Genomic DNA, 12,610 nt, shown 5'->3' with positions numbered 1-12,610 from the left:
AATAATGAAATTCAGTGAATCTTGGTTGAGAGAGTGGGTAAACCCAGCAAACGACACCGACGCGCTTGCCCATCAGATCACCATGGCCGGCCTCGAAGTCGATGAAATTGCACCCGTTGCTGGCGACTTTAGCGGTGTGGTTGTGGGCGAAGTGGTTGAGTGTGGCCAGCATCCAGATGCAGACAAGCTGCGTGTCACCAAAATCAATGTCGGCGAAGATGAATTGCTTGATATCGTTTGTGGTGCACCAAACTGTCGTCAAGGCCTAAAAGTCGCGGTCGCAAAGGTTGGTGCGGTATTGCCAGGTGACTTCAAAATCAAAAAAGCGAAGCTGCGTGGTCAACCGTCTTTCGGCATGCTGTGCTCATTTACTGAGCTAGGGATTGATGTCGAATCTGACGGCATTATCGAGCTACCTGCCGATGCACCGATTGGTGCTGATATCCGTGACTACCTCGCGCTAAACGATGTAACCATCGATGTCGACTTAACCCCGAACCGTGCTGATTGCTTGAGCCTGCGTGGTTTGGCGCGTGAAGTCGGCGTATTGAACCGCGCTGATGTCACCGAGCCGACCATCACTCCGGTCGCTGCCAGCATTGAAGATAAGGTATCCGTACGTATTGATGCGCCACAAGCATGTCCACGTTATTTAGGGCGTGTGGTAAAAAATGTGGATCTTAATGCCCAGACCCCGTTGTGGATGCAAGAGAAATTGCGCCGCAGTGGCATTCGCGCTATCGACCCTGTGGTGGATGTCACTAACTATGTAATGCTTGAGCAAGGTCAGCCGATGCATGCCTTTGATCTTAGCAAGCTTGAGGGTGGCATTGTGGTGCGTATGGCAAAAGAGGGCGAAACGCTCACATTGCTCGATGGCAACGAAGCAACACTCAATGCGCAAACCTTGGTCATTGCCGATGAGAACAAAGCCTTGGCGATGGCCGGAATTTTTGGCGGGCAAGACTCTGGCGTCACCACAGACACGCAAGATATCTTACTCGAATCGGCGTTTTTTGCCCCTGATGTGATCCGCGGCCGTGCACGTAGCTATGGGCTACATACAGATTCCTCTCACCGTTTTGAGCGTGGCGTCGACCCAGCTTTACAAGCAGCGGCGATGGAGCGGGCGACTGAACTGCTATTAGCGATTTGTGGTGGTGAAGCGGGAGAGATTGTTACCGCTGAGTCGGCAGAAACACTGCCAACTCGTGACACTGTCACCCTCCGTCGAGAGAAGTTAGATGGCCTATTGGGTCATTCTATCGAAAACAGTGATGTACAAGCCATTTTGTCTCGCCTTGGTTGTGCGGTAACGGAAACCGAGAAAGGGTGGCAAGCCACGGCACCTAGCTGGCGTTTTGATATTGCCATTGAGCAGGATTTGATTGAGGAAGTCGGGCGTATTTACGGCTACGACAACATTCCAACCCGTGCGCCTAAAGCGGCACTGACGATGCGCGAATACAAAGAAGCAGCGATGCCACTGAAACGTGTCCGCGATTTGTTGGTTGACCGTGGCTTCCACGAGGCGATTACCTACAGCTTTGTTGAACCTAAACAGCAAGCGCTGATTGTTCCCGATGTTGAGCCGCTGATCCTGCCAAGCCCAATTTCTGCAGATATGTCAGCCATGCGCCTGAGCTTGCTTCCTGGGCTTTTAAACACGGTTGCCTATAACCAAAAGCGTCAGCAGCCTCGTGTGCGTTTGTTTGAATTTGGTTTACGCTTTACCCCGGAAGGCGAGGTCGGTGGTGCCGTTCGTCAATCGAGCATTCGCCAAGAAAGCATGCTTGCGGGGGTAATTGCAGGCCCTGGCAGTGAAGAGCATTGGGATCTGGCGAGCGCGACCGTTGACTTTTTTGATTTGAAAGGCGACCTAGAAGCGGTACTGGAACTCACAGGCAAGTTGAAAGACTTCCGTTTCATGTCAGCCTCTCATCCTGCCATGCACCCAGGTCAAACCGCCGCGATCGCGTTTGACGGCAAAGTGGTGGGTCACATTGGTACCCTGCACCCTGAGCTTGAGCGTGAGTTTGGCTTAAATGGCCGAACGGTGGTGTTTGAGCTAGAGTGGCAGGCCATTGACGAACGCTTTATTCCCGAAGCGGCAGGACTGTCTAAATTCCCTGCTAACCGCCGGGATATCGCGGTGATTGCTGATCAATCGCTTGCTTCTGGCGATGTGGTGGACGCATGTTTGCAAAGCGGCAACCCCTTGCTTAAGGACGCACAGCTTTTCGACCTTTACACCGGCAAAGGTGTGGAAGAGGGCAAGAAGAGCTTGGCGATCGCACTGACCTTGCAATCTGATTCGCGCACGCTTGAGGAAGCCGATATCAGTGAAGCCGTGTCTGGTGTTGTCAGCTATTTATCAGAGAAATTAGGCGTTACCTTGCGTGACTAACCTAACGTCATCCCAAAAAGCAGCGGAAACGCTGCTTTTTTTATGCCTAAATGGCCTAACATCTATCCATTTGAAAAACTAAATAAATTCACTATATTTGATGAGAAAGCGTTCAGATATTGATAAAAAAGCCTAATATTAAGCAGCTTAGCCGTCTATTGACTATGCTGGTTGAGAAAACCCTTGTAACATCTTGGTTTGAAAGGTCAATTTTTTGGACATTGTTCGTGCTTTTTTAATGTAAAAAAGTTGGCGCAAATCAGCCAGTTGGCATACACTTGTTTTGAGCTGGCCTTCAAATATCCCTAAAATACAAGGGCTAAAGGCGTATGGGCCAAGTGTAGAATGGTGGTGTCGATACTGCGGTATTGCATATGTGTTCAACAATTCTTGAGGGAAAAACCTATGGCGCTCACTAAGGCCGATTTGGCTGAGAACCTGTTTGAAAATATCGGGATTAGCAAACGGGACGCCAAGGAGACAGTCGAAGCGTTTTTCGAAGAGGTTCGGAAGGCGCTCGAAAGTGGCGAACAGGTCAAGTTATCAGGGTTTGGTAACTTCGACTTGCGAGACAAGAATGAACGTCCCGGTCGAAATCCTAAAACAGGGGAAGATATTCCGATTACGGCGCGCCGCGTCGTGACATTTAGACCGGGCCAAAAACTCAAAGCGCGAGTTGAAAACGCAGACGTTGAAGAATAACGCTGTGTGACCCCGACAGTGGTGACGACACCACACTAGAAAGCCGTGTGCCGATGCGCCACGGCTTTTTAATTTGTCTATACATGATCACATTGTGAGGGGAAAATCCTGGGTTTATTGGTTATCTCGCTGTAACGTTTTGTTGTCTAGTTGTAATAAAAGGAAGCATTATGCTGACAGCACGCCCAGGTGCCTTTATTGATGCCGCATTGACTGCACCTCATGCTTTTACCCCAGACTCATGGCGAGTAGGCTCGCTTACCTTCAATCACAGTGCCCCCGGTATTATTTCGATACAGCCCGATGTCGCCAAGGTTTCGCGTTGCGTCGTATTGTCTTCAGGTATTCACGGTGACGAAACCGCGCCCATTGAGCTCATTGACAGTCTTCTTGCCGATATAATGTCAGAGACATTTACCCCCAATGTGCCGCTATTACTGATTATTGGCCATGCCGAAGCGATTAAAGCGCACACTCGTTTTATTGAAGATAACCTCAACCGCTTATTCGGAGGCTGGAATGAGGAAAAAAACGAAGAGCACTACCTAGCCAATCAGTTGCAACAAGCGGTAAGCGATTTCTTTTCTGCTCAACCGGACAGTATGACTCGTTGGCATCTTGACTTACACAGTGCCATTCGCGAGTCCTATCACTATATGTTTGGCGTGATCCCAACGACGCCAACCCAAAAGGATGTACGTCCATTGGCGGCATTACTCAATGACGCCAAAATGGATGCCACTATTCTGTCTCAATCACCATCACCGACTTTCAGTTGGTATAGTGCCAACCACCATGATGCACTGGCTGCCACCTTAGAAATGGGCCGTGTCGCGCCTTTGTTTGAAAATGATATGCGTGAATACGAGCCGCTTGAACGCACCTTACGAGGCTTACTCAAAGCCGCCACATTACCGACTGAATTGGCGCCGATGCGCTTTTATCGTGTGACGCGAACCTTGACCAAGTACACGGAGCAATTTGCCCTCACGTTCCCTTCATCAGCTAAAAACTTCACACCGTTCGAGAAGGGGGCATTATTGGCCACCGACAAGGGACAAGAAATCTATGCCGAGCATGAGGGGGAAGTGGTGATCTTTCCCAATGCCAATGTCCACCTAGGTCATCGGGCTGGATTACTCGCCACGCCCTTTGACCCTAATGTCAATCAGCCACTCTTTGTGCACGCACCACAAAAAGCCTCGGCGTAGCGCTTTTCAAGCTGGCAATCAGTCGGTAAAGTGCGTCACAGTATTGGTTTAATGGATGACGCATGCGAGTGTCAGAACTCACCGCCCGCCAACAGAGCCGTTGGCGGCGCGCGTTACTTACTTTCTCGGCTTTACTGCTGTTGGTGTGTGGGCTTGCGCTGAGTGTGGGCGAGATATGGATCAATCCGTTCGCGCCTGACTCAATATTAGAGCAGCAGTTACTCTTACAGCTTCGCCTCCCTCGTGTACTGGTCAGTGTGATGATAGGGGCCTCACTGGCAATGGCCGGGGCAAGCCTACAAGTGCTATTGGGTAACCCACTCGCGGAGCCCGGTGTCTTAGGCATTTCCGGTGGCGCAAGCATTGCTGTGGTCTTACTGTTATTACTCGCACCAGCTTGGGCGTCGAGTGGCAGTATGGCGGTCACTGCCATGCTGGGCGCGAGCTTGTTTACCTTTATATTAGTGATATTAGCCCGTCGCGCTCTAGCGACGGCACGCATTTTATTGGTTGGTGTTGCTCTGAGCATTTTGGCGGGGGCAGGCGTTACCTTGGCCTTTTATTTCAGTACTGACTTTAATTTGCGCCAGTTAATGGTCTGGTTAATGGGATCACTGTCCGGCATGCGATTGGAGCATGTGGGTATACTGACAATGACCTTACCTTGCATTGCGGTATTGTGGCGATACGGACATAAGCTTGACCAGCTTATGCTAGGAGAGTCTCAGGCGCAGCAGTTAGGGCTAGATACACATCAACTACGTTGGCAATTGATTGCCTTAATTAGCGTTTTGGTCGGGGTATCTGTGGCTGTTGCGGGTGTTATTGGCTTTATTGGCCTCATTGTTCCTCATTACTTACGCCTGTGGCTTGGCAGCCGGAACCGTACCTTGTTGCCCATGTCTGCGTTGGCAGGGGCGCTATTATTGGTCAGCGCCGACACCGTTGGTCGACTTATCCTTCCCTCAGCGGAACTTCCGGTGGGGGTGGTCACCAGTGTGCTTGGTGCCCCATTATTTATTTGGATGTTGGTGAGGGCGGGATGATCGTTCACGCTAAAGATTTGAGCTTATCGCCACGTTTACTACCGATGTCCTTATCGGTTGATGCCGGGCAAGTGGTACACCTTATCGGTCCCAACGGAAGTGGCAAAAGCACCTTACTGGAACTCTTGTCGGGCTTGGAAGTGCCGCAATCGGGGAGTGTTTGGCTGCAAGGCCAACCCGTATCAGGACAAACCCGATACGATTTGGCGCAAGTGCGGGGATACCTAATGCAACAACAGCGCCCTGCGTTTGTCATGGCGGTATTTGAATACCTCAATCTCGTGCTCGATAGTGTGCAATTGGCAACCGGTGAGATTCGAGACAAGACGGTCGCGGACGTGGTGTCTCGTTTGGCCATCAGCGACAAGCTCCACCGAAGAATAGACAGCTTATCGGGCGGAGAGTGGCAACGGGTGCGATTGGCGGGCGTCATGTTGCAAGTTTCAAAGGCGTTAAATCCACATGCGCGTTTGCTTTTGCTTGACGAGCCGTCAACCGGACTTGATGTCGCGCAACAGGAAGTGATTTACCAAGAAATGACCGCCTTGGCGCGAGAGCAGGAAATCGCAGTTATCATGGCTAATCACGACTTAAACCGCACCCTAGAGCACGCGGATACGGTTGTGGTGCTTAAACAAGGTCGTGTTGTGTCACTAGGCCCACCGAAAGCGGTATTGACGGATCAGCTGCTCTCAGATGTTTTTGCCACGCCACTGGAACAGGTATCAACCGCCAATGGCCCAGTGATCATGCGCGCGTCCTCGGCATGAGTTTGAACGTTTTGACCTAACTTTCGCTGTCGTCGTTCTCAATCACGTTAAGCTTGGCGCGAATAAACTCGGCATGATCGACATAGAGCAGCTCGGCGGTTTTACGGATCACCGCTTCCTCGAGCGGATCAATGTTCTCATCGGCATACGCGACTGACCACATCGCCTCGATTAATGCTATCCGCGCTTGTGGGTCAAGGTCGCGTAATTTATCCGTATATTCATACAGCGAGGTCGCATGCTCGCTGTGTTGTCTCGCCTCCTCAAGTAATTGCTCGGCTTGTGTCACGTCGAGTGATAGCAACTGGCAAATACGGTTGCGTTTGGTTGTTCTCTCTCGCTCATCAATATCATGATCGGCCATCGCCACTTCACTTAATAGCCCCGCCATCGCTTGGTGAAGGGATAGCCCGGATTGCTTACCGTGTTGGCCGGTTTCAGCGGCGAGGGCGGATTCGAGTTTTTTAAAAAGCTGTTTTAGCATGGCTGCTCTCCCAAACTGCGGGGTTTGTTGGCCGTCATTATGCGTTTATACGCGACGAACGGCCAATGCGTTTACTTTACGCTGCCACGTTGGTGGTGAGCGCGTGGCTGGCGCGACTTTGATTCTTTTTACTTTGTGATAGGATGCGACACCAATCAACCTTATTTATCGGCTGTGACACTGATAAACGCCTTAAAAGATTAAGCAGTAAGCAGGAATCGCCTTGAGTTCACGTCATCACAACACGCCAGAGACACTGTTTGCAGCACTAAACGATTGTATGCTGCAAGACCGTTTTCGTTTTAAAAAGCGCATCCATGGCGCGCAAAAAATCAAAAAAGACGACGCCAAACAGGCGGTGTACGATCAAATCGCCGCGGAAATGGCGCAGAGTATGCAGCGTGTGCTCGCCCGTCGTGCCAATGCGCCAACCGTTCGCTATCCAGAAGCATTGCCAGTCAGCCAAAAGAAAGATGACATTGCCGAGGCAATCGCGAATAACCAAGTGGTGATCATCGCGGGGGAAACGGGCTCAGGTAAAACCACTCAGCTGCCCAAAATTTGTATGGAACTTGGGCTAGGTGTCGCCGGTACGATAGGCCACACTCAGCCACGTCGCTTGGCTGCGCGCTCGGTCGCCTCACGGATTGCTGAAGAGCTTGACGTCGAGTTAGGCAGCAGCGTGGGCTATAAAGTGCGCTTCAACGACAAAGTCTCAGAGTCGACGCAAGTCAAACTGATGACGGACGGGATCTTGCTGGCCGAAATTCAACACGATCGGTATCTGAATCAGTACGACTGCATCATTATCGACGAAGCCCACGAGCGCAGCCTAAACATCGATTTTATTCTCGGCTATTTGCGCGAGCTATTACCCAAGCGTCCCGATCTCAAAGTCATCATTACCTCGGCAACTATCGACCCAGAGCGTTTTTCTAAGCACTTTAATAACGCGCCTATGATAGAGGTGTCTGGCCGAACGTATCCGGTGGAAGTGCGCTACCGTCCATTGGTGGAAGAGGACGATAGCGATCGTGACCAGCTGGAAGCGATCAGCGATGCGGTCGATGAACTGTGTCAGGAAGGACCGGGTGATATCCTGATTTTTATGAACGGTGAGCGTGAAATTCGCGACACCGCCGATCATCTCCAGCGTCGTCAACTGCGCGATACCGAGATTTTGCCCTTGTACGCAAGGCTTTCTGCTGGCGAGCAAAATCGTGTATTCCAATCTCACTCGGGGCGCCGGATTGTATTGGCCACCAACGTCGCCGAGACCTCGCTAACCGTGCCGGGCATTAAGTATGTGATTGATCCCGGCACGGCACGGATTTCTCGCTATAGCTACCGGACTAAGGTGCAGCGACTGCCGATTGAGCCGATTTCACAGGCCAGTGCTAACCAGCGTAAAGGGCGCTGTGGCCGTGTGTCGGAAGGCATTTGTGTGCGTTTATATAGCGAAGAGGACTTTTTAGGCCGTCCTGAATTTACCGATCCAGAAATTCTGCGGACAAATCTGGCCTCAGTGATCCTGCAAATGACGGCAATAGGGCTCGGTGATATTCAAGCCTTCCCGTTCGTTCAGCCGCCTGATAGCCGTCATATCAAAGATGGTGTCCGTTTGCTTGAAGAGCTGGGCGCGATCAAACCCGGCCAAGCCACTGATAAACGTAAGCTGACCGCCATCGGTAAAACCTTGGCCAAACTGCCGATTGACCCGCGTTTGGCACGCATGGTGATTGAGGCGCCCAAGCATGGTGCCCTAAATGAGGTGATGGTGATTGCCTCGGCCTTGGCTATTCAAGACCCACGTGAGCGTCCGGCTGATAAGCAGCAACAAGCGGATGAAAAGCATCGTCGTTTTGCCGATAAAGAATCGGACTTTTTAGCCTATGTAAACCTTTGGGATTACGTTAAAGACCAGCAAAAAGCGCTGTCGAATAACCAGTTCCGTAAACAGTGCAAAAAAGACTATCTCAATTACCTGCGCGTGCGAGAGTGGCAAGACGTTCACTACCAGATCACCCAAGTGATGAAAGAGCAGAATGCGCAATTCAACCAAGAGCCCGCCAGTTATCAGGCCATTCACATGGCACTGCTCGCTGGGCTATTAAGTCACATCGGTCTGAAAGACCAAGAAAAGAATGAATACCAAGGCGCGCGGAATGCACGATTCCATATTTTCCCAGGTTCTGGGCTTTTCAAAAAGCAGCCTAAATGGGTGATGGTTGCCGAGCTGGTTGAAACCTCGAAACTCTGGGGGCGAATTGTCGCGCGAATCCAACCCGAATGGGTAGAGCCACTGGCGCAACATTTGATTAAGCGCAGCTACAGTGAACCACATTGGTCACGCAAGCAAGCCGCTGTAATGGCCAGCGAGAAGGTCACGCTATACGGGATCCCGATTGTGGCTAGCCGTAAAGTCAATTATGGCGCCATCGACCCGGTGCTTAGCCGTGAGCTGTTTATTCGTTCGGCATTGGTTGAAGGGGATTGGCAAACCAAACATGCCTTTTTCCGCCAAAACCAAAAGCTGCTGGCGGAAGTGGAGGAGCTCGAGCTCAAGTCTCGCCGGCGCGACATTTTGGCAGACGACGATACCTTGTTCGACTTTTACGATCAGCGCCTCGATCATAGCGTCGTCAGCGGGCGTCACTTTGATACGTGGTGGAAAAAGGCACGTCAAGACAATCCCGACCTGCTTAACTTTGAAAAAGCCATGCTACTGCAAGGGGACGCCAGTCATGTCACGGAGCTGGATTACCCCAATTTTTGGCATCAAGGCAACTTGAAACTCAAGTTGAGCTACCAATTTGAACCCGGCCAAGACCACGATGGGGTGACGGTGCATATCCCGCTGCCGATCCTCAATCAGGTGTCAGAAGAAGGTTTTGACTGGCACGTTCCCGGGCTACGTCAGGAGCTGATTGTCGCGCTGATTAAATCGCTACCCAAGCCACTACGTCGTAACTTTGTTCCGGCACCAAACTATGCGGATGCGGTCTTACAGCGCGTGACGCCGATGGAGGCACCTTTGCTCGATAGCATGGAGAAAGCCTTGAAGCAGATGTCCGGTGTCACCATCGAGCGTGACAGCTGGAACTTCAGTCAACTTCCCGAGCATTTGCGTATCCAGTTCCGTGTCGTCGACGATAAGAATCGAACCTTGGCCGAAAGCGAAGACTTAAATGCGCTTAAAGTCTCTCTGAAAGACAAAGTACAAGCGACGTTATCGGATGTGGCGGATGATGATATCGAGCAGCAAGGGATTACCCAATGGAGTTTTGGGGCTTTGCCCCAGCGCTATCAGCAGAAAAAACACGGCTTTGAAGTCAAAGCCTATCCCGCATTAGTCGATGAAAAAGACAGTGTTGCCATTCGTCTGTTCGAAACCGAAGATCAACAACATAAAGCCATGCAAGCGGGGCAGCGTCGGCTTATCTTGCTCAATGTGCCATCACCGATTAAATATCTGCATGCACACTTGCCCAACAAGTCCAAATTGGGACTCTATTTCAATCCGTATGGTCGCGTGTTGGATTTGATTGATGATTGCATCGCTTGCGGGATCGATAAGCTTATCGAGCAACACGGTGGCTTAACCTGGGAGGCGCAGGCATTCGAATCGCTTAAAGAGACGGTGCGTGCTGAGCTAGGCGATACCGTGGTGGAGATAGCGCAACAGGTCGAGCAAATATTGACGCACGCGTTCAATATCAACAAAAAGCTCAAAGGCAAAGTGGATCTTTCCATGGCGTTTGCGATGTCGGATATCAAAGCCCAACTAGAAGGGCTTATCTACAAAGGCTTTGCCACCGAATCAGGTTGGCAGCGGCTGCCTGATATTCTTCGCTACATGAAAGCGATCGAGCGACGGTTGGAAAAGCTACCTGTGGATCCAACCCGCGATCGCAACCACATGCTCAAAATTGAATCTGTGATGAATGAGTACAAGGCGTTGCTGAACAAGCTGCCTAAAGGAAAGCCTGTGCCTGATGAGGTGAAAGCGATTCGTTGGATGATTGAAGAGCTACGTGTGAGCTACTTTGCGCAACAACTCGGCACGCCTTACCCTGTTTCGGATAAGCGGATTAAAAACGCCATTGCGGCGGTTTAAATGCGGCAAGCTTATGCCGCTACGGATTAGATGAAGACGGGTAAAACGTCGATGTGAGATAATTTATATAAATATCAATAAATAATCAAAACCGTGTCACATGGCACGGTTTTTGTTTTTGTCAATACGAACGACAGTCAGCTCGGTGGTGCGTGTTGCCGTGGCAAGAAAGGAGCAAAAAATGAAACAAGCAGATGTGGCCCCTTGGTATCGGGTGGTTTTGTATGTATTGGCGCTAAGCATGCCAACCTCGGTTTGGGCCAGTTTTAAAGATGAGGTCAGTGGATTATATCAATCACTCAATCTCGCTGGGGAGGTGTCGTACCAAGCCTTTTCTGATGCGTATCGCCATTTTAAGCACAACCCAAGTAGCAAGCCGGTGATGACACTGATTGATTACGGAAAACCGTCGTCAGAAAAGCGGTTTTGGGTGATCAATGTGAAAAAACGCCAAATGCTATTTCGCTCTTATGTCTCTCATGGCAAAAATAGCGGCGCTTTATATGCAAAGCAGTTTTCTAACAGAATCAACTCGCTAAAAACATCATTGGGGGTCTATCGCGCGGCTGAAACCTACCATGGCAAACATGGCTACTCACTGCGTTTAGATGGGCTTTCGAAGGGCTTAAACGATAATGCGCGCGCAAGAGCGATTGTGATCCACGGTGCTGATTATGCTCACCCTAAGGTGATTAAACAAAGCGGCCAATTAGGTAGAAGCTGGGGCTGCCCGGCGTTACCTAGCTACCTATCCGCGCGCGTGATTGATGCGATAAAAAACGGCACTTTTATCTATGCGTTTGCCAGCCAAGCTTGATGATCAAAGATGTCATAGCGGACGGGCTTTTACGAGTCATTTCACGGTGAGCGATGTAACACCTGCGCATTGTTCACCGTGAACACGCGTTCTCTACCAAGAAAAAATAAAGGCATGTTGATACGCCTTCTATCGCGCTAGCGTATGCTCCTTACCACTAAGGAGGAATGCCATGGCACGCCTAAATCCTTTTACTCTATGCTTACTCTCCGCCTTTACCCTGTTTCCTACCAGTGATGCTGATGCTGATGCTGCACCGTCGGCGCCAGCGTTGATGCATGGTATTGACGGACAGATTGCCGAACAAGACTATCGTGGTTATTGGGCCAGTGAAAAGCTCGATGGGATCCGTGCTTACTGGACAGGATCTCGATTATTGACGCGGCAAGGCAATCCTATTCATGCCCCTGAAGCGTTTATCCAATCGCTTCCCCAGACACCTTTAGATGGCGAGTTATGGGCCGGAAGAGGCGAGTTTCAAACCATATTGCGTACCGTGTTGGACGATAAACCAGACCCTGACGCGTGGCAGAACGTTCGTTTTTATGCGTTTGATTTACCGGAGCAACCTGGCCCGTTTTCTGCTCGCTATGCAGCACTGAAAAAGATAGTCGCCAACAGCGCATCGCCATTCTTAGCCTTGGTAAAGCAAAAGCCAGTGACTGACAATGACGCGCTCCAAGCCCAGCTTATTGCCATCAATGAATCGGGGGGTGAAGGTTTGATGCTGCATCATCCCGATAGCCTGTACTTAGGACACCGCGTAGAGAGCTTGGTTAAGCTAAAAACCTACCAAGAGAAAGATGCCACCGTTATTGGTATGACGCCCGGAAAAGGTCGGTTACAAGGCTTGATGGGCTCTCTGGTGGTACGCCTGGCTGACGGCACCGAGTTTAGCGTGGGATCTGGCTTTAGTGATGCGCAGCGGGCTGATCCGCCACAGGTTGGTAGTACTATCTTGGTGCGCCATAACGGTGTCACCCAAAAAGGCATTCCACGTTTTGCGCGTTTTATTCGCGAGAAGCCGTCCCTGTAATGAAACCTCCGCCAACGGAG

General features: G+C 50.7%; 9 protein-coding genes. 8 read left to right on the top strand and 1 reads right to left on the bottom strand.

Features of this window, described 5'->3' with window-relative positions; translation table 11 throughout:
- The first annotated feature begins 4 nt into the window (after nucleotides 1-4).
- The 5 genes from pheT to btuD all read left to right on the top strand — a co-directional run bounded on the left by pheT (nucleotide 5) and on the right by btuD (nucleotide 6,136).
- Nucleotides 5-2,407 (top strand): phenylalanine--tRNA ligase subunit beta, encoded by a 2,403-nt coding sequence (gene pheT, locus BZG72_RS05260; RefSeq protein WP_077666271.1) that lies wholly within the window; start codon nucleotides 5-7, stop codon nucleotides 2,405-2,407.
- A gap of 405 nt (nucleotides 2,408-2,812) precedes the next feature.
- Entirely contained in the window at nucleotides 2,813-3,109 is a 297-nt protein-coding gene (gene ihfA, locus BZG72_RS05255) for an integration host factor subunit alpha (RefSeq protein ID WP_046073253.1), read from the top strand.
- A 170-nt stretch (nucleotides 3,110-3,279) separates the two neighbouring features.
- The gene (locus tag BZG72_RS05250; protein WP_077666270.1) at nucleotides 3,280-4,320 is read left to right on the top strand and encodes a succinylglutamate desuccinylase; all 1,041 of its coding nucleotides are present in this window, start codon (nucleotides 3,280-3,282) and stop codon (nucleotides 4,318-4,320) included.
- A 62-nt stretch (nucleotides 4,321-4,382) separates the two neighbouring features.
- The gene (gene btuC, locus BZG72_RS05245; protein WP_046073251.1) at nucleotides 4,383-5,366 is read left to right on the top strand and encodes a vitamin B12 ABC transporter permease BtuC; all 984 of its coding nucleotides are present in this window, start codon (nucleotides 4,383-4,385) and stop codon (nucleotides 5,364-5,366) included.
- Nucleotides 5,363-6,136: a vitamin B12 ABC transporter ATP-binding protein BtuD gene (gene btuD, locus BZG72_RS05240; RefSeq protein WP_052707987.1), complete on the top strand. Its 774-nt coding sequence runs from the start codon at nucleotides 5,363-5,365 to the stop codon at nucleotides 6,134-6,136. The genes btuC and btuD overlap by 4 nt, the downstream gene beginning before the upstream one ends.
- 16 nt (nucleotides 6,137-6,152) lie before the next feature.
- Here btuD and BZG72_RS05235 read toward each other — a convergent pair whose 3' ends face one another.
- Nucleotides 6,153-6,620, bottom strand: coding sequence for a tellurite resistance TerB family protein (locus BZG72_RS05235; RefSeq protein WP_077577825.1), 468 nt, complete (start codon nucleotides 6,618-6,620; stop codon nucleotides 6,153-6,155).
- Nucleotides 6,621-6,900: 280 nt separating this feature from the next.
- On the opposite strand from BZG72_RS05235, the gene hrpA reads away from it, so the two are divergent.
- The 3 genes from hrpA to BZG72_RS05220 all read left to right on the top strand — a co-directional run bounded on the left by hrpA (nucleotide 6,901) and on the right by BZG72_RS05220 (nucleotide 12,590).
- Nucleotides 6,901-10,737: an ATP-dependent RNA helicase HrpA gene (gene hrpA, locus BZG72_RS05230; protein ID WP_241832526.1), complete on the top strand. Its 3,837-nt coding sequence runs from the start codon at nucleotides 6,901-6,903 to the stop codon at nucleotides 10,735-10,737.
- A gap of 181 nt (nucleotides 10,738-10,918) precedes the next feature.
- Nucleotides 10,919-11,554: a murein L,D-transpeptidase catalytic domain family protein gene (locus BZG72_RS05225; protein ID WP_077666268.1), complete on the top strand. Its 636-nt coding sequence runs from the start codon at nucleotides 10,919-10,921 to the stop codon at nucleotides 11,552-11,554.
- 172 nt (nucleotides 11,555-11,726) lie between these two features.
- Nucleotides 11,727-12,590 (top strand): DNA ligase, encoded by an 864-nt coding sequence (locus BZG72_RS05220; RefSeq protein ID WP_077666267.1) that lies wholly within the window; start codon nucleotides 11,727-11,729, stop codon nucleotides 12,588-12,590.
- Nucleotides 12,591-12,610 lie beyond the last annotated feature (20 nt).

Source organism: Salinivibrio sp. PR6, from assembly GCF_001995955.1.
GTDB classification, from domain to species: Bacteria; Pseudomonadota; Gammaproteobacteria; order Enterobacterales; family Vibrionaceae; genus Salinivibrio; species Salinivibrio siamensis.
Note: the sequence above shows the minus strand (reverse complement) of the source record. Positions and strands in the feature narration are given on the sequence as shown.